Source organism: Flagellimonas sp. CMM7 (assembly GCF_021390195.1).
GTDB lineage: Bacteria > Bacteroidota > Bacteroidia > Flavobacteriales > Flavobacteriaceae > Flagellimonas.
In genome coordinates this window covers 2,896,797-2,914,136 of sequence record NZ_CP090003.1, presented here as the reverse complement: position 1 = coordinate 2,914,136, position 17,340 = coordinate 2,896,797, and the positions used below count along the sequence as shown (strand labels likewise).

Genomic DNA, 17,340 nt, shown 5'->3' with positions numbered 1-17,340 from the left:
TGCCAAAACATGTATTGATGCAGTTAGACGTAATCCCTCAGTTAAAACATACAAATAGTGATAATTTTTTCTTGCTTGCTGGCCCTTGTGCTATAGAAGGCGAAGATATGGCACTCCATATAGGAGAGCGTGTTGTTGAGATTGCAGATAAACTCAAAATCCCATATGTTTTTAAGGGAAGCTTTAAGAAGGCCAATAGGAGCAGAATTGACTCCTTTACCGGTATTGGTGACGAAAAAGCTCTGAAAATCCTAAGAAAAGTATCAGAAACCTTTAATGTTCCAACCGTTACAGATATCCATACAGAACAGGATGCAGTTATGGCAGCAGAGTATGTGGATATCCTTCAGATTCCTGCTTTTCTAGTTAGACAAACGGATTTGGTCGTAGCGGCCGCAAAAACAGGTAAAACGGTTAATCTAAAAAAGGGACAATTTATGTCTCCCGAGAGCATGAAACATGCTGTGACCAAAGTAACGGAAACGGGCAATGAGCAAGCGATTATCACGGACCGAGGAACCATGTTCGGTTACCAAGATATGATTGTGGATTTTAGAGGCGTCCCAACCATGAAACAGTATGCTCCCGTCGTATTGGATGTTACGCATTCATTACAACAGCCAAATCAATCTTCTGGTGTTACAGGAGGTAGACCAGCACTTATTGGAACTATGGCACGTGCAGGCATCGCCGCAGGTGTTGACGGACTTTTTATGGAAACTCATTTCGACCCCGCCAATGCTAAAAGTGACGGAGCAAATATGCTGGACCTAAGTTTGCTTGAAAAACTATTGACCGATTTGGTGGCGATACGGAAAACTATAAATAGTCTCTAACTTGTTTCTTTATTAAATGAATTGTAGTAAAACGCTTCTCTTACTATTTTCTTGTTTCTTTTTAACTGTGAGTGCCCAAAAAGAACCTGAATTTGGGAAACTAACTTCTTTTGAGAAAGATTTTAAAACGTACCAAAAAGATTCAACTGCAAATGCAATTGTACTTTTTGAGAAAGGTAGAGATCATTTTGAAGTACTAGGCAGAAAGATACGGTTGATCAAAGAATATCATGTCAAAATAAAGATTCTAAAAAAGGAAGGGTTTGATAAAGCCAACATTTCTATTCCATATTTTCATAAAGATGGATTAACCGAAATAGTTGAAAATGTTAGTGCCATAACCCACAATACAGATTCCAAAAGCTTTGTTTTAAAAAACAAGATTTATACTTCAGATGTAAGTGAAAATTGGTCCGAAAAAAAATTCGCGTTTCCAAATGTCCAAGAGGGTAGCATTCTTGAGTATCAATACAAATTGGTTACACCATATATGTTCAATTTAACAGGATGGGTTTTTCAAAGTGACATTCCAAAAATACACAGTGAATTCACTGCTGAGATACCAGGAAATTATGTTTACAATAGAACTCTTATGGGTTCATTAGAATTGGATATCAACGAATCTACTGTGAAAAAGCGTTGTTTTCATATAGAAGGTTATGCTACAACTGGTGACTGCGAGGTAATAAAATATGGAATGAAAAATATCCCTGCTTTTAAAGAAGCTGAAAATTATATGCTAGCTCCTTCAAATTATATTTCAAAAATTGAGTTTGAGCTATCTGAGTTTAAAGGATTCAATGGAGTTAGGAAAGAGTATACCAAAACTTGGAAAGATGTTGATAAAGAGTTTAAAGCTGATAAAGATATTGGAAGACAGCTTTCAAAAAACGCTTATTTCGAAAAAAATGTCCCGCAAGAACTTTTTATTGAACCGGATGAACTTATAAGGGCAAAAGAAATATATGAGTTCACTAAAGACTACTTTACTTGGAACAAAAAATATAGCATTCATCAAAATAGTAGAGTAAAAGATGCTTTTGAAAAAAAAGTGGGGAGTGTGGGAGAGATTAATTTATCGCTAATCAATTTACTCAATACTTCCAACATTAAGGCTGAAATAATGCTCATGTCGACAAGAGAAAACGGGCTGCCAAAAAAAGCACACCCTGTAATGTCAGATTTTAACTATCTAGTAGCAAAAGCCGAAATTAACGGGGTAAGTTATCTTTTAGATGCCACCGATAAGGAAAATCCTTTTGGAATGCTCCCATACAGATGCCTTAACTATTATGGTAGGGTAATGGATTTTAAAAATGGAAGTTATTGGTATAACATTATTCCTGAAGAAAAAAACCAGAACCTTATAAGAGGGATGGTTTCTTTAAATCTAGAAAATGAAAGAATCGAAGGAAGTTTTAATTCTATTCAAACAGGGTATTATGCTGTTGAGAAAAGAAAAGATATTAAAGCCCTATCCTTAGAGGAATATCTTATTAAAATTGAAGATTCATTTTCAAATGAGGTGAATGTTTTTGATTATGAGTTACAAGAAAAAAACTCAGATGAAAAAAGGATTTCAGAGCAATTTAAATTTGAGCTGGAAATGGAAAACGTTGAAAACGAGTTATATCTAAATCCATTCTTCATTAAATTTTTTACAAAAAATCCTTTTATTCTGGATAAACGTAATTATCCTATAGATTTTGGATATAAAAGAAGCTTCAAATATCAGCTATACATTAAAGTACCTGAAGGATATAATCTAAAAACCTTACCACAAAACAGCCATATTGTTCTAGGTGATAATTCTGGGTATCTTAGATTACTATATGAAGAAAAATACGGTGTAATTACAGTACTTTTTGATTTTTCAATTAAGAAATCACACTACCCTTCCGATTACTATGACCCTCTGAAAGAAATCTTCAAAAATGCCGGAAATGCTCAGAAAAATTCATTGATTGTATTGGAAAAAACATGATTCTCATTTCCAAAAACCTTTGTGATTAACGCTATAGGCATCCTGTAGGATTTCAACCAAAACGTGCCCATCTATTTCTTCTAACGTGGTATAGCGCAAGGATTTCATTACTTTCCTGCCATCCGTTGTCATCTTATCCAGATGTTTGGTCAGATGAGCTGCACTCCAAAAACCAACATCCACATACTTTTTCTTAGATGGCACGTTTAAATAGCAAAAAGGCTTGTCCTCTAAATAGTAAAATGGAATTCTATATTTGAATTTTAATTCCAACTCTGGAATAGTAGTTTCAACTAGCACTTGTATCTGTAATAAAATAGTTTTAAAGGGTTCTTCTTGATTTAAAATATAGTCTTCTGCAGGATTCATATTTCAAAAATAAGTTGTAATTCATCAAATTTTTGAAAAAAAATGATTGTGGAAAGAAAAATATATTAACTTTGAAATTCAAAGTACTTTAGAATGGAATCAAAAAAATACTTAGACGATATTTCTCAAATCAAAGATTTAATGAATCGTTCCTCCAGATTCATTTCTCTTAGTGGACTCTCTGGAATTTTAGCTGGCATCTATGCCATTACTGGTGCCATTGTCACTTATATCTTCCTAATTCCCAAAAACGAAGGTCATGTGACCCTACATAGTTGGAATTTTAAAATAATTGTGGGCATTTTAATTGCAGTTGCCGTTCTAAGCTTGGTTACCGCATATTTATTGTCCTCAAAAAAAGCAAAAAAGAATAATGAAAAGGTATGGGATGAAACCACTAAAAGACTGCTTATCAGCTTTTTGGTTCCATTGATTACTGGTGGTATATATATTCTCATCAAACTTAACAGCCAGCATTATGGACTCACGGGGTCATTGATGCTTATTTTTTATGGATTGGCGTTGGTAAACGCCTCCAAACACACCATTGGAAATGTAAAATATTTGGGGTATGCAGAAATAATTTTAGGATTGATATGCGCTGCACTACCTGGATACGGATTTTGGTTCTGGGTTATTGGATTTGGTGTTTTGCACATTGTATATGGCAGCCTGATTTACTTTAAAGAAGAAAAAGCGTAGCATGGGGCTTATTGACAATATCAACAAATTGTTTGATCATCGCATAAGACTAGGTATCATGTCTATTCTTATGGTTAACGACGAGGTTGATTTTAATCGGCTTAAAGAATTATTGGACGTTACAGATGGAAATCTTGCCAGCCATACAAAAACATTGGAAAAAGCAGCATATATAGAAATTGCAAAGTCATTTATTGGGAAAAAACCCAATACCAGGTATTCTGCTACCCCATTAGGAAAAGCGTCGTTTAAAAAACATATAGAAGCATTGGAACATTTAATTAAAAATCAATAATCATTTTTTTTATTCACTTACTTTGAAATTCAAAGTACTTTAAAATACATATTATGTCTATTCAAAAACAAAAAATTGGAAACTGGTTTAAAAACTCAATCTCAGCTAAAATGCTAACTGTAGGGTTCTTAATTCTAACATTATTGATACCGTTGGGTTTTGTAAAAGATCTTATAAGAGAAAGAGGATTTAGACAAACCGATGTTATTGCAGAAATCAACAGTAAATGGGGTGAAAAAGTAGTACTCTATGGCCCCATTTTAAAGATTCCCTACAGAACCTACATAGAAGAGAAAGTCTTTGATGAAAAAACCAAAACCTTTCTAAAAACTGAAAAGCCAGAGATGCATACTGCGTATTTTTTTCCTTGGGAACTTAACATAGACTCCAATGTAAACACACAACCTTTAGAACGTGGCATTTATGAGTCCGTGGTATATACCGCCGACACCAAAATAAAAGGAAAGTTTGCCAAGCTCAACTTTTCTACCAGAGAAATTAAGGATGAAGATATTCTTTGGGACAAAGCCACGGTGCTGTTTAAAACCAGCAACCTTAAGGGTATTAGAAATACCATAAATGTAGCGCTTGGCAAAAACAAATATCCTTTAAAGCCCAAGTTCGATTCTTCCTTTATGAATACTTTGGAATCTGGCTTCTTAACCGATCTGAGTAAAATAAAGGAACATCCCCTGGCATTTGAATCTAATTTTGGGATAAACGGCAGTCAAACACTGCAATTTATTCCCATTGGCAGGGAGACTGAGGTATTCATGAAGTCTAATTGGCATTCTCCAAGCTTTAACGGAAATTTTCTGCCAGACACGGAAGGGAAAAAGATTTCTGACAAGGGCTTTGAAGCCAAATGGAAGGTATTGGAAACCAACCGGAGATTTGGACAATACTTTTTTGGCTCGTTACCAGATTTATCACAATTTTCTTTTGGTACAGAGTTTCTAGTACCCGTAGACGACTATCAGAAAACCGAACGAACAAGCAAATATGGCCTTATGATTGTTGGGTTAACACTATTGGTATTTCTATTGATTCAAATCAGCAGTAAAATAGCTATTCACCCCTTTCAATATTTAATGATCGGATTGGCTTTGGTCATGTTCTACACTCTTTTGATTTCAATTTCTGAACATCAGAATTACTTGTTTGCATATTTAATAACAGGAGTATCCGTAGTGACACTGATTACGATATATTCTAGATCCATTTTAAAAAACCCAAAGTTTACATTATTAATTTTAGGTTCCATGTTCAGTCTTTACACCTTCATTTTTGTGATCATACAATTGGAAGATTATGCCTTACTGGTTGGTAGTATAGGATTGTTTGTCATTTTGAGTATCATCATGTTTACGTCCAGAAAAATTGATTGGTCAGGAAATCAACTACCTACCTAAACATATATGTACTGTTCCAGTGAATCTGGAACAGTACTTTTTACAACTTCTTTAAATCATATATCATGAACAGATTTATACTATTCACAATAGTTCATTATAGAACACTGCTGCTCTCCCTATTATTTGCAACCATATTGGTACTGATCAGGGCTTTGGTCACAGGTTCTTCTTTTTATGGTTTTTTAATTTGGAATCTATTCTTAGCTGCTTTGCCATACCTATTAACGCAAACAGTATATTGGTATCCGTATGAAAGAATGAAAAACCGTACTCGTTTGGTATTGTTTTTAGTTTGGCTGGCGCTCATTCCAAATGCACCTTACATTATAACAGATCTCATACACTTGCATAATGAATACTCGTTCTGGAAGTGGTTTGATTTATTTATTGTCTTTGTTTTCGCTTACAATGGATTAATTTCAGGTATTCTATCCCTAATCGATGTATTTAAATTCTTGTGCTTTCATCTAAAGGAAAGCTGGGCGTTGCTCATAGTTTTTGGTATTTGTATAGTGAGCGGATATGGCATTTATGTGGGTCGATTCCTTCGATTTAATTCATGGGACATAATACTACAACCAGGTTTATTAACTAACGAAATAATTTTAAGCTTTGGGCAATCTAAAGTATGGTTGATGACATTTGCATTTGGAATATTTCTTTGGATGGTTTTTTCTGTTCTTCGTTGGGTTAAGGAATAGTCCTTGTTAAACATGGTTTCTTTATAGTTAACCGTTTTTTAACCAAAAGTAATTCTCTTCTAAAATTGGTAATCCATGTAGTTTTATACATTTGAAGAAACCATCATTATGAAAACCCAACTACTTTTTCTTTCAATTCTTTTTTCAATCACATTTTATGCCCAGGAACATTCTCACAAAAGCACTGGTGCTATTATTTTTCCTGATGTTCCCGGTTATACCACCTTGAAAACCGATTTACACCAACATACAGTTTTCTCAGATGGAAATGTCTGGCCAAGAATTAGAGTGATGGAAGCATTACGAGATAATTTAGATGTCATTTCACTAACGGAGCACTTGGAATATCAGCCTCATCTAAAGGATATTCCTCATCCAGATAGAAACCGTTCTTTTGAATTGGCGTTGCAAGAAGCCAAAAATCATAATCTATTAATTATACATGGGTCGGAAATTACAAGAAGTGAACCGGTTGGCCACAGCAATGCCATTTTTATTTCGGACGCCAATGAATTACTTGAGGAAGACGCAGAAGATTCGTTTGCTGCAGCCAAAAAACAAGACGCTTTTGTATTTTGGAATCACCCTGCATGGTATCCCCAAAGTCCCAACGGAAATCCAAATTTGAGTGATTTTCAAAAAGAACGGATAAAAAATGGAGAGCTACATGGTATTGAAGTTATCAATACTACAGATTATGCCGAAGAATCCTTGGCTATTGCTTTGGAAAACAATTTAACCATTATGGGAACAAGTGATGTTCATGATTTAATTGATTGGGATTATACCGAAAAAGGCCACAATCGACCCATTACGTTGGTTTTTGCAAAAGAAAGGTCGGAAACTGCCTTAAAAGAAGCTTTGTTTGCTGGTAGAACAGTTGCTGTTTTTAATTCGCTCTTGGTTGGTAAAGAGGGGAATTTAGCTCCTTTATTAAAAGCTTCTATCATTGTTGAGGAAGCTACTTACATTGATAAAACTTCCATTTTAAAGGTCACCTTAAAAAATGTTTCGAGCAGTGATCTTTTGTTTGAAAACCAAATGTCGCACACTTTTTATTCAAGTTCTCCAGTTTTTACTGTTCCTGCAAAAGGAACAAAAACCATACAAATAAAAACTTTGGAAAAATTAGATTCTGTTGAATTAAAATTAAAGGCATTGGGAGCGTATGTTGCTCCTAAGACACATCCTGTAATTCAATGGCAAATTGAAGTTGGTAATCACTAAGCAACAGAGAAAAGTGCTGAACCATTGATTTCGCTATCAAAGTCAGCTTTTATTTTTTCTATATAGCCTGATGGTGTTTTTTCTGAAATCCAAACCCATTGGTTTGTAATATCCACATCAAAATGAAAGGACGAAAAATCGCCATGGCACTCATTATCCAATCGGGACAATAGAAATTTGGTTATTCTAGGCCTTAAACGGTATTCTAAATCTATACAGGCCTTTTTTATGGTTGGATTGGTATCTCCAGAAATTACCCAGTTGAATTTCACAGTTTGGTTATAAAGTGAACTCCAAGATAAGAAAAAATGTTTTCTGATGAACAGTGCCCTTTTATTGTTCGATTAACCACATTTTATTCCAGACCATCCACGTAGTTTTGGAGGTAAGCGTACCGTTTGGTCAACTTTCCGTTCTGGGTCATTCTTGCCCTTTCAAGAATTCCATCTTCATCATTATTAAAAAATGCTGGTATTACATGTTTTGAAAAAGCCTCTCCAAAACCATTGCTGGCATCTCTGGGTAGTTCGCAAGGCAGATTGTCCACAGCCATTACAGCAATTGCATTGGCATTTTTATAATTGGTTTCCTTTTCTGTTACCGGATCGTATCCATAAATAGGATCTGCAATTGTAGACGGTTTTATGGTTGTGGCCACAGGTCCATCAATATCGCAGCTTACATCTGCCACTACCTTTATTTTAAAATTAGGATGCTTTGCATCTTCGCGGGTATACAAATAAGGCGCTCCGTCTCCATAAAAATGTCCGGCGATGTAGAAATCCGTTACTTCTGCAAAACGAAAGAAATTAGATTTGTATTCCTGAGGGTTCTTGAAAAAGTCCGCTTTATTACCACGTACTCCATCTTTACGTTTGTTGTACTCTGATGCATCTATCTGACAGTATACAGGTTCGTTGAACGTATCTTTTAAGTATTCAGCCACATTTACTTTTTTTAACCCCATGGCATCTAACATCTCCCTAGATCCATTCCCTACTCTTCCTCTGCCCGTAAGCATGATTTTTATGTTTGGTAATTTTACTTTCTGAAGCTCTGTAATCAATGCTTCTTGGTCTTTTAGTGTTTCTGCTTTTGGGAGATTGAACAAACCAAACTTTAAACCGTATGCCCGTACACCGTTGTATGCACCAACTATGCCCGCATAACGGCCAAAAGCTACTAAACGTTGCCCATTGCTGCTGGTAATTACCTCATGATCATAGAGTTCTATGTTCATATCCAAAATGGTATTTAGTAATGGACGGTTATACGGCTGTTTTTTTATGGTATGTGAGAAGAAAAAATATTTTTTATTAGGGATTAGAGCCTCTATTGGTACTTCTTTTACTCCAAGTAAGACATCGCAATCTGCAATGTTCTGAGATATGGAAATACCTTTTTCTTGGTATTCTTCATCTTTAAATACTCGAATAGGGGAAGATTCCACACTTAACTGCGCCTCTGGAAAGGCGGAAAGGACATTTTGACACTCCGTTGGGGATAGCACCACTCTGCGATCTGGAGGGTTTTTCCGTTCTCTGATAATTCCGAACTTCATAAATGATCTGGTATAATTATTGACCTAAAATAAGAGTATTGAAGAGGTGGTACAAACTTTTTTCTCCTTTGATAGATAAAAGTTAACTTTGCCGCCCGCGTTAGGGATAGAGGCAGGTACCTTGTACAGCCGATAGCCCGACCCTTTTACAGAAAGGGAAACGCACATCCTTGGACTTTGTTTAGGGGAATCATGATCATTGAAATAATGGGGCCGACCGGTTTTGACAGCGAGACCAATGGCATTGTAAGCATGTCGAGCGCTGGGATACAGCTCGTTAAACTCATTTTCCACACTTTTAATTGGCGATAATAACTACGCTCTTGCCGCTTAATCCGAATTATAGTAGGATTTAGCCTCGTCCTTACTAGGTAGGGAAGCGAGATGTTCCTGGATAGCCCTTGTTGATGGCGATTCGTTTTGGAGCACCATAAAAGTCAACATAAGGATGTTGTTCGCTTTGGCAACATCACTAAAACCTTAAGAAGCTAAGTGTACGATAGGCGGTCTTTGGTCGGTCGTGCATCGAAAACTGAATAAAGACTAAGCATGTAGAAAGCACTGACTTTGCTTGTTTGGACGAGGGTTCGACTCCCTCCGGCTCCACTTTTAGCACACCAAACTAGACTAAAATCCTGTAAATTGTTGATTTACAGGATTTTTCTATTTTAATTAGTATCGTTTAAGGTTAAATAATACTATATTTTATGGCACCTATTCGGTGAGTAATTAAGTAAGCAAATTAACTCACCGATTTCTTTGCAATTTATTGATATAATGTTAATTACAAAATAATTTGTTTTTATTTTTTGTACCTTGGTTCATGTCCAAATAAGAACGAAAAATGAAATCCTCTTTCTCACAACTCTTTTACCTAAAAGGCAAACACTTTGAAAAACATGTGAAAGTACCGATATACTTGCGTTTGACGATAAATGGCCAGCGAAGCGAACTTAGTATTTCCCGTAAGGTTGACCCTGAAAAATGGAACGCTAAGAGGGGTAGGATGCGTGGTTCTGGAACAGAAGCCGTTCAATTGAATCAATATCTCGATATGATTAGGGCCAAGGTAAATAAGATTCAGTTTCAATTAGTCGAGGAAGGAAAACCATTTACGGCCCTTGATGTCAAAAACATTTATTTAGGTAAGGACAAAGAGGTCAAAATGTTACTTGTTGTTTTTGACGAACATAACCGGCAGATGAAAAAACTAGTCGACAAGGAATTTGCACTTGGTACCTGGAAACGTTATTTCACCACCAGAAATCACATCGCAGAATTTGTTCAACATGAATACAAGAGGGAAGATATACCAGTTGAAGACGTCGATTTAAAGTTCATTACCCGATTTGAGTATTTTATGAAATCGGTCAAGGATTGCAATCATAACAGTGCATTGAAGTACATCAACAATTTCAAAAAGATTATTCGTTTGGCAGTGGCCAATGGATGGATTGCCCGAGACCCTTTTTACAATTATAAGGTGAAATTTAAATGGGTGGACCGTGAGTTTCTATCTACTGAGGAATTGCAGCGATTGGTAGATCTTGAAATTAGATGGCCGCGTATCGATATGGTCCGTGATATGTTTGTTTTCTGCTGCTATACAGGTCTGGCCTACATAGATGTAAAGAAACTAAATCGGGACAATCTCATTCGAAATATTGATGGAGAATTATGGATTGAAGCCAAGCGAACCAAAACTGATGCTAAATTTAGTATTCCTCTACTTCCAACCGCTTTGGCCATATTGGAAAAGTACAAAGACCACCCCAAAGTAATCAATGGGGAGTGTGTGCTACCAGTGTTGAGCAATCAAAAGGCCAATGCCTATCTTAAGGAGATTGCAGATCTTTGTGATATTAAAAAGAACCTGACCACTCATTTAGCACGACATACATTTGCAACTACCGTAACGCTAACAAATGGAGTACCTATTGAAACAGTAGGGAAAATGCTGGGACATAAAAACTTACGGACGACCCAACACTATGCCCAAATCATCAATAAAAAAGTGAGTGAGGATATGGCTGTTTTGAAGGAAAAGTTGGCTAACAACCTATAGTCGGGTTGATAAAACAACTTCCCTACTCCCATTCCTTTCTCTCATCTCCACCTGCAACTTTTCATCGTTCCCTAATACGAATTTGGGAAGCACGTAAACAAAACGTTGAATCTGGCCATGGGCTATGGAAGTTGGTATTTGGTGTTTGTAGAAAGGCTTTTGTTCCAAACGTTGATGGGAGGCCTTGCGTTTTTTGTTGCCATTTACGGTAAAGACTTTGAGGTAATCGATATCGAAATCGATACCCGACCGGTTGGCAACTTTTATGACCAAGAACACCTCGGAACCGTAATAGGTCATTTTTTGCAACTGTAGTTTCAATCCTTTTTTACGTTTGACCGCCACGCGTTCGCCCTTTGATCGTAACAGATAGGAACAGGCCCTTTGGTAATAATCGGCCTTATCGCTTGGAAAAACTTCCATTTTTTGGGGTTCTGTGGTCCTGGCAATTGGTCTTTCATTTCCAATACTTTCGTTATCGGAAAGAAAATAATTCAGCTTTGGTAACTGCTCTTTATACTTTAAAATATAGGAATAGACCTGACCATTTTTGGTCACTGTAATCAAGTTGCTCTCTGTTCCTGGAGTGGCCTGCAACAATCCAAAATATTGCTCTTTTTCTCGGTTATAGGTAAAGACAAAATTGGATGTTCCTGTAACTCCTTGGCGAATGGGTTCTGGAAAAAACAGAGCGACGTTCTTTTTATCATTGGCATAAATGGTATCCAAGGTTTGCTGAGCTACTACAAGGTTTGTACATAGTGTTATAGAGATTATGATTATAGTTTTCATAATATGGGTTTTAAAATGAGTTGGTAATTATCGGTTATGGTGACTTTTACCTTACGATTGTTTCTTTGGAATATCCTTTTAACTCCGCTTACTTGTGGCATTCCAGCGATATTGATATCATCCACAATATCTCCAACTACTTCCCGTCGAGCTTCAGCTCTAAAACTGTTTTCAATATAGATACCCTCACTTCCATCCTGAAGGTCAAAAGCATTTAGTTTAACAGCTTTGTGATTGATATTTTCAATCTCTATTATGGTACGATTGGGTTTAAAGCTTACGAAACCATAAATAGGAGTATTTCTTAAGACGGTACTTCCATTGATGAGCGCATCTTTCGTCAAACGCATTTGTAAACGATAATTGTTTCGAACTGTTTGTGTACCATCTACTCGCACATATATAAAAGCATCCGTATTTTGAGCGATGAGATTTTCATTTTCCAATGGATTTGAAGCAAAAAACAGTTGATGTTCCAATCCTAATTCTTTAGAGACAATACGCTCTTCTTTTACAGCTGTCTTAGAAATAGAATCTTTTTGAAGTGGTTTTGATTCAATTTTAACCTTAGGTTTTCTAAAACTTCTATCGGAATAACTGATACGTCCTTCATTATAGATGCTGTCCACAATCCGCATCTTTTCTTTATCTAATAAATTAGGGTCATAGACTCCAGTAGAATCCAACAAACGTTCATCATAAATACTAGGCGCATTGGTTTGTCGTACTTCTTTTAGGTCGTCCAGAGCTTCTAATTTGGATTCGTATTCCTTTTGCTCATCACTCAATTCTGGAATGGGGATTTGATTGTTTTCAATCGTTGGTTCTTCTTCATCTCCCAATACAATTACAGCATAGGAGCCAATAAAGAGCACCACACATAAAATGATGGCTGCAAACACAATTTTATTCTTTTCTATTTTCATAATCTTCTAGTTTTTTTAGTTTGTTTTCAAAAAAGTTGGTTATCAATAATCCGTGGGTATTAAGAGGAAAGTTTCTATCCACATGGATAATATTTCCAGATGTAGTCAATTCATAAATGTCTATTATTGACCCTCGGTTGATTTCAAAAATGACAGTGGTTTCAAATCGATAAGGTTCTTTCTGGATATCGATTTTCGATTCAATTTTCAATACCTTTTGTACTAGAGAATATTGTAATAATCGGTTGTAAACGCCATCAGCTTTTTTCTGTCTGTACAATGCATCCACAGAACTATTTCCCAACCATAAAGCTTTCTCCAGATTCTTTTCATAATTGCTTGCATCGATGTGGTAGAAATAGGTATGGAACTGTTCTAAATGTGATAATACTTCTACTTCTAAATTTTCGTTTTGCTGTACCATTTTAAGGGGAATGACACTTCCATCCGAATTAACCACAAAGGTATTATTGACGGATTCTTTGTGAAGTTTTATGACCATAATTACTGAGATGGTACAGGTCAAAACTGCTCCAATAACGACTGCTAAAACAATGAATCGGTTCAGGCGGAGTACGTTGTAAATATTTTGATAGGGTGTTTTCATATGATTAGGAAGAAAAAAGTTTAAAGACAAATGATGTTGCCCTGCGATAGAGTTTGAATTTGAGAAAAACAATAAACCCGATAGAGCTAAATTGAAGCAACGGCGCAAAAAAGGCACTTCCCCAATCCGTTCCAAAAAGTGTGTTCCAAAAGTTGGTATTGATTTCTGTATACAGGTTATTTACAAACACATTGACCAGAAAAAAAGCAGGCACCAACATATATACTCCTGCATAGAGCTTAAAGAAGTTGTAAGCCAATGAACGGAACTTTTCAAATACGGCAAGACTAATCACCAAAGGAAAAAAGGCTTGTATGATTCCCAACAAAAAGAAACGTTCTGCAAGGAATAAAGGGTAAATGAACAAATCCAACAACCAAAGAAATACCCCAATGATAAAAGCCAACATTTTTAAGCCATACAGCGGTGTTACCAGAGCTTCATATAACATGGCCATTGCTTTTTTGGCGGCTTCCAATGCGCCCATATCCTGTTCCAAATCGATGTCTTGCATTTGTAACGGGAGGAGCGCAGGAGCCGTGTCTCGGTACTGAGTTTCGATGGCCACAAGAATGGTGTCAAAAACATCCAATACCTGTGTTGAGAAAATGACCAGAATGACCACCGCAAAATTCTTTGCGAGTTCTGCAGGGGTCAGTCCCCAGGTATACCCCTCGTTGTTGGCAACGCCTTCATTGTACTTTTTGAGAATATTGATAAGAAAGAACAGAATGGCCAGTGTCTTCATCCCAGTAATGGTATACTGGGAAAAGTCACTGTTTTTGATGGTGGTGAAAACCGCATCAACATATTCCAATCCTATGCCCAAAAAGATACCTGCCATTAGTAATTGGTTTCCCTGTTATTGATTTTATCCTGCATTTCACGAAAGGCAATAATCTCACGGTAGCGTTTAGTTTTGGCTTCAATCTCAGCTACCATTTCTTTGGATTTCAGTTCCATGTCTTTCAAGACTTCCGCACGTTCTGCATCTGTCATTTTAAGGGTGTTGCTGGACAATATCTGGTCGATATACTCCAATCCATATAGAGAGTTTTCAATAATGGAATTGAAGGATTCTGAAACCCGATTCACTTCATCAGGTTTGATATAGGGTGAATTGAGAATTTCCCGTAAATCGTCCTGTACAATGTTGAACAAGCGTTGGTTGTTTCTTGCCATTTCCCGAACCGCCTTTAGCTGCCTGATGACATTGTTCACCTTTTCTATGTTCTCTTTTTGAGTCTTTAGAAACTGTACTGTTTTTAGCAATTGTGAGGTCTGTTTTGCCGATTCTATTAGGGATTTGGTAAAACTGATAAAATTAGTATTGTCATACACTGGCATTCCTTGGCAGGCAGCGCCTGCTGGCATTAAAAGAGCGAAGGTTAGGGCTATTCCCAAGAGTTTGATTTTGTGTTTCATAGCTTTCGTTTTAAGAATTAATAAATATGTTGATGGCTTTTTCCATCGATTGATGTTGTTCGTAGAGTTTCATTATGTATTCGCTTTCCTTACCGTCTGTCAGGTAAGCTGCATACACTTCTTTGGGTACTTCGAGACGAAAGATGTTGCTCTCCTTTCCAATCTTGATGAACATCTCCGTGTACTTTCTATCTCCCGTAAGGTTGTTGCGAATAGATTTTAATTGGTTTAAATCGTGGCTCGACAGATTCAATCGCTTTTGAAGTTCTTCGTACCCTTTTTCATTCCGAAGGCTATAAATGACTTGTGTATTCTCCAGAATACTGGCCGATGTGGAATTGTTGGGCAATTGATTGATAGATTGTAGAATGATGCCGATAGCTCCATTTTGTTTTCGAATAGCCTGATAATAGAATTCCACACTCTCCAGAACATTGTCAAACTTCAGTTGTTTGGCAAACTCATCAAATAGGATAATACCTCTTTCGGAACGGTTACGCCAGATAGTACGCTGGATGGCAGACTTGATGAGCTTCAGCATTACAGAAAGGATTTCTTTGTTGTCCTTCACTTCATCCAGTTCAAAGACAATCATTCGCTTATCCTCAATCTTATAGGTCTGGTCTTCACTCACATTGAAGAGGAAGCTATACAGTCCATCATCCACATATTCCGAAAGGATATGCAGGAAATTGTATACACTAAAATGCTCTTCCCGTATTTTGAGTTCTTCAATGAGTGAATCCTTTTTATCATCTATAAACTGATACAAAGAAGCCAGTGAGTGATTTAAGCGGATATGCTTGTAGTAATACAGCAGCACCTTTTTGATGGCTACTTCTTTAGCTTTTGAAACCTGGTTACCTTCAGCCAATAGTTCCAATAGGAAAATAGCAAGGTCTTCCAGTCGTTCGGGGGTCAAATCTGCCTCATTGGAAATGTAAAAAGGATTGATGCCCAGGTTCTTTCCCTGCTCATATCGTAAGATGATATGGTCATCGGGATAGAGCTTGGCAAATTTGGAATAAGACCCTCCTAAATCGATAATGACCAATCGGACTTGCTGCTCGAAATACTGACGAAGTATATTATTGGCTAAAAAGGATTTACCTTCTCCTGTTGGAGCGAAAATGGCAAAGTTTCTGGCTTTGATACGTTTCTTTTGTTCATCCCATACATCTTTTAAAACTGGAACATTGTATTGTCTGTCATTGAAAATGATACCCTGCTCATCAGACTTATAATTGCTGTTGTTGATATACAGACACAGTGCATGTTTTAAATCAGTGACGTATAAATCTTCATTAGAGAAATTGGAACTAAAACAACAGTAGGAATTAAGGAAGTAATGCTTTCGTTCTTCCCCTTTCGGATAGTACGGAACAATGTCCAGCTCCTTGAACTCCGTTTTGATTTTTGATACTATCGTATTTAGCTGTTTGGCTTCTGGCGACCAGAAAACAATGTTGAGATGCCCACGTATAATTCTTGAACTATCGTCTTCATTAATTTTAGCAACAATAGCCTCAATTTTCTTCTGAATGACTTTGTTCTGTGTTCCGAAGTTGGAACTCTTACTGAGTTCTTCAATTTTCTTGTCCAGTAGTTTTCTCCATTTATGTTTGTCATCGAGGTAAATGATTTGGTTGATGATATGGTTTTCATTTAGGTTCAATCCCACTCCATCAATAAAACCCTGATGGAACACAAAATCATCCGAAGTGAATTTGTCATTGGTTTTACTGCTTTGTACCACATCACCGAAACAGAGTTCGCTATTTACTGCCAGTACATCAAAATGGTTCTCCCCAATTTCAATTTTAGACTTTCCAAGTTGAATATTAGTGTCAAAACCCTCGTTAAACCCATTGAAATACGCATTAGTAAGCTCTAAGATTTCGTTCTCATTTAATTGTATCAGGGACACCCTACGGCTGTTATTGATAAAGGAAACGGCATCATTTACCGAAGCAATAAACTCTTGGACATTATGGTCTAGTTGTTTGTGAATGCCCTTTTCCACTTTTCGGAAGGGGTTCATAAACTTGGAAGCATTCAAAGCTTTATCCAAAGGCAGCGTGAAGTACAAATAGGATTGATGGATTAGGCATTCCCTTCCTTTAAAATATCGATAGGTTGCCTTTTCTAAAAAACTTTCGTTTGGGAGATTATCTGCCTCATAGCGATTTTTTTTTTTGTAGATATCCTGTTTATGGATAACCGTACTTGTTGGCAAGGATTTGAATGCCTGAAACCAAGAGCCGTGTATATCCTCAAAATCAGTTGAGGATAGGGAATAGATTTCTGGTAAGTCTGCTTTATAGCACAATACCACATTGCCATTACTGGCAAAAACGATATGCTTTTCTATGCTCAGGATAGGATGATATGCGGATAGGTTTATTCTATTCATATAGTTTGTCTTTTAAAAGCCC

Annotated in this window: 17 protein-coding genes and 1 other RNA gene; 9 read left to right on the top strand and 9 right to left on the bottom strand. The window is 36.6% G+C overall.

What is annotated here, in order from left to right; genetic code table 11:
• The first annotated feature begins 17 nt into the window (after positions 1-17).
• Together kdsA and LV704_RS13265 are read left to right on the top strand one after the other, a co-directional pair.
• Positions 18-836 (top strand): 3-deoxy-8-phosphooctulonate synthase, encoded by an 819-nt coding sequence (gene kdsA / locus LV704_RS13270; RefSeq protein ID WP_163423275.1) that lies wholly within the window; start codon positions 18-20, stop codon positions 834-836.
• A 67-nt stretch (positions 837-903) separates the two neighbouring features.
• Positions 904-2,820: a DUF3857 domain-containing protein gene (locus LV704_RS13265; protein ID WP_163423276.1), complete on the top strand. Its 1,917-nt coding sequence runs from the start codon at positions 904-906 to the stop codon at positions 2,818-2,820.
• 3 nt (positions 2,821-2,823) lie between these two features.
• On the opposite strand, the gene LV704_RS13260 is transcribed toward LV704_RS13265, so the two are convergent.
• A complete protein-coding gene (locus LV704_RS13260) occupies positions 2,824-3,189 on the bottom strand; it encodes a DUF1801 domain-containing protein (protein ID WP_163423277.1) in 366 nt (121 codons plus the stop codon).
• Positions 3,190-3,282: 93 nt separating this feature from the next.
• On the opposite strand from LV704_RS13260, the gene LV704_RS13255 reads away from it, so the two are divergent.
• The 5 genes from LV704_RS13255 to LV704_RS13235 all read left to right on the top strand — a co-directional run bounded on the left by LV704_RS13255 (position 3,283) and on the right by LV704_RS13235 (position 7,529).
• Complete coding sequence (locus LV704_RS13255) at positions 3,283-3,891, top strand: hypothetical protein (protein WP_163423278.1); 609 nt, start codon at positions 3,283-3,285, stop codon at positions 3,889-3,891.
• 1 nt (position 3,892) lies between these two features.
• The gene (locus tag LV704_RS13250) at positions 3,893-4,186 is read left to right on the top strand and encodes a transcriptional regulator (RefSeq protein WP_163423279.1); all 294 of its coding nucleotides are present in this window, start codon (positions 3,893-3,895) and stop codon (positions 4,184-4,186) included.
• A gap of 53 nt (positions 4,187-4,239) precedes the next feature.
• Positions 4,240-5,598 carry a cell envelope integrity protein CreD gene (gene creD, locus LV704_RS13245; RefSeq protein WP_163423280.1) on the top strand — a complete coding sequence of 453 codons (1,359 nt, stop codon included), beginning with the start codon at positions 4,240-4,242 and terminating at the stop codon, positions 5,596-5,598.
• A gap of 65 nt (positions 5,599-5,663) precedes the next feature.
• Positions 5,664-6,302, top strand: a complete 639-nt coding sequence (locus tag LV704_RS13240; RefSeq protein ID WP_163423281.1) for a DUF1361 domain-containing protein — start codon at positions 5,664-5,666, stop codon at positions 6,300-6,302.
• A gap of 108 nt (positions 6,303-6,410) precedes the next feature.
• A complete protein-coding gene (locus tag LV704_RS13235) occupies positions 6,411-7,529 on the top strand; it encodes an Sb-PDE family phosphodiesterase (RefSeq protein WP_163423282.1) in 1,119 nt (372 codons plus the stop codon).
• On the opposite strand, the gene LV704_RS13230 is transcribed toward LV704_RS13235, so the two are convergent.
• Together LV704_RS13230 and LV704_RS13225 are read right to left on the bottom strand one after the other, a co-directional pair.
• Positions 7,526-7,801, bottom strand: coding sequence for a hypothetical protein (locus tag LV704_RS13230; protein ID WP_163423283.1), 276 nt, complete (start codon positions 7,799-7,801; stop codon positions 7,526-7,528). The genes LV704_RS13235 and LV704_RS13230 overlap by 4 nt on opposite strands.
• A gap of 83 nt (positions 7,802-7,884) precedes the next feature.
• Positions 7,885-9,090 carry an NAD(P)-dependent oxidoreductase gene (locus tag LV704_RS13225; protein ID WP_163423284.1) on the bottom strand — a complete coding sequence of 402 codons (1,206 nt, stop codon included), beginning with the start codon at positions 9,088-9,090 and terminating at the stop codon, positions 7,885-7,887.
• Positions 9,091-9,299: 209 nt separating this feature from the next.
• On the opposite strand from LV704_RS13225, the gene ssrA reads away from it, so the two are divergent.
• Positions 9,300-9,699: a transfer-messenger RNA gene (gene ssrA, locus LV704_RS13220) on the top strand.
• Positions 9,700-9,934: 235 nt separating this feature from the next.
• Positions 9,935-11,155: a site-specific integrase gene (locus LV704_RS13215; RefSeq protein ID WP_163423285.1), complete on the top strand. Its 1,221-nt coding sequence runs from the start codon at positions 9,935-9,937 to the stop codon at positions 11,153-11,155.
• Here LV704_RS13215 and LV704_RS13210 read toward each other — a convergent pair.
• From LV704_RS13210 to LV704_RS13185, 6 genes are read right to left on the bottom strand one after another with little or no spacing between them, the layout of a single operon-like run.
• Positions 11,150-11,947, bottom strand: a complete 798-nt coding sequence (locus tag LV704_RS13210; protein WP_163423286.1) for a DUF4138 domain-containing protein — start codon at positions 11,945-11,947, stop codon at positions 11,150-11,152. The genes LV704_RS13215 and LV704_RS13210 overlap by 6 nt on opposite strands.
• The gene (traM, locus tag LV704_RS13205) at positions 11,944-12,873 is read right to left on the bottom strand and encodes a conjugative transposon protein TraM (RefSeq protein WP_163423287.1); all 930 of its coding nucleotides are present in this window, start codon (positions 12,871-12,873) and stop codon (positions 11,944-11,946) included. The genes LV704_RS13210 and traM overlap by 4 nt, the downstream gene beginning before the upstream one ends.
• Positions 12,854-13,480: a conjugal transfer protein TraK gene (locus tag LV704_RS13200; RefSeq protein WP_163423288.1), complete on the bottom strand. Its 627-nt coding sequence runs from the start codon at positions 13,478-13,480 to the stop codon at positions 12,854-12,856. The genes traM and LV704_RS13200 overlap by 20 nt, the downstream gene beginning before the upstream one ends.
• Before the next feature lie 4 nt (positions 13,481-13,484).
• Positions 13,485-14,324 (bottom strand): hypothetical protein, encoded by an 840-nt coding sequence (locus tag LV704_RS13195; RefSeq protein WP_163423289.1) that lies wholly within the window; start codon positions 14,322-14,324, stop codon positions 13,485-13,487.
• Positions 14,324-14,905: a conjugal transfer protein gene (locus LV704_RS13190; protein WP_163423290.1), complete on the bottom strand. Its 582-nt coding sequence runs from the start codon at positions 14,903-14,905 to the stop codon at positions 14,324-14,326. Before LV704_RS13190 ends, LV704_RS13195 begins: the two co-directional genes overlap by 1 nt.
• 10 nt (positions 14,906-14,915) lie before the next feature.
• Positions 14,916-17,318, bottom strand: coding sequence for a TraG family conjugative transposon ATPase (locus LV704_RS13185; protein WP_163423291.1), 2,403 nt, complete (start codon positions 17,316-17,318; stop codon positions 14,916-14,918).
• Between the last annotated feature and the right edge of the window lie 22 nt (positions 17,319-17,340).

Coding starts and splice junctions, on each gene's coding strand:
- kdsA (WP_163423275.1), top strand. CDS start 18: ATGCAGTTAGACGTAATCCCTCAGTTAAAACATACAAATAGTGATAAT.
- LV704_RS13260 (WP_163423277.1), bottom strand. CDS start 3,189: ATGAATCCTGCAGAAGACTATATTTTAAATCAAGAAGAACCCTTTAAA.
- LV704_RS13255 (WP_163423278.1), top strand. CDS start 3,283: ATGGAATCAAAAAAATACTTAGACGATATTTCTCAAATCAAAGATTTA.
- LV704_RS13250 (WP_163423279.1), top strand. CDS start 3,893: ATGGGGCTTATTGACAATATCAACAAATTGTTTGATCATCGCATAAGA.
- creD (WP_163423280.1), top strand. CDS start 4,240: ATGTCTATTCAAAAACAAAAAATTGGAAACTGGTTTAAAAACTCAATC.
- LV704_RS13240 (WP_163423281.1), top strand. CDS start 5,664: ATGAACAGATTTATACTATTCACAATAGTTCATTATAGAACACTGCTG.
- LV704_RS13235 (WP_163423282.1), top strand. CDS start 6,411: ATGAAAACCCAACTACTTTTTCTTTCAATTCTTTTTTCAATCACATTT.
- LV704_RS13225 (WP_163423284.1), bottom strand. CDS start 9,090: ATGAAGTTCGGAATTATCAGAGAACGGAAAAACCCTCCAGATCGCAGA.
- LV704_RS13215 (WP_163423285.1), top strand. CDS start 9,935: ATGAAATCCTCTTTCTCACAACTCTTTTACCTAAAAGGCAAACACTTT.
- LV704_RS13210 (WP_163423286.1), bottom strand. CDS start 11,947: ATGAAAACTATAATCATAATCTCTATAACACTATGTACAAACCTTGTA.
- traM (WP_163423287.1), bottom strand. CDS start 12,873: ATGAAAATAGAAAAGAATAAAATTGTGTTTGCAGCCATCATTTTATGT.
- LV704_RS13200 (WP_163423288.1), bottom strand. CDS start 13,480: ATGAAAACACCCTATCAAAATATTTACAACGTACTCCGCCTGAACCGA.
- LV704_RS13195 (WP_163423289.1), bottom strand. CDS start 14,324: ATGGCAGGTATCTTTTTGGGCATAGGATTGGAATATGTTGATGCGGTT.
- LV704_RS13190 (WP_163423290.1), bottom strand. CDS start 14,905: ATGAAACACAAAATCAAACTCTTGGGAATAGCCCTAACCTTCGCTCTT.
- LV704_RS13185 (WP_163423291.1), bottom strand. CDS start 17,318: ATGAATAGAATAAACCTATCCGCATATCATCCTATCCTGAGCATAGAA.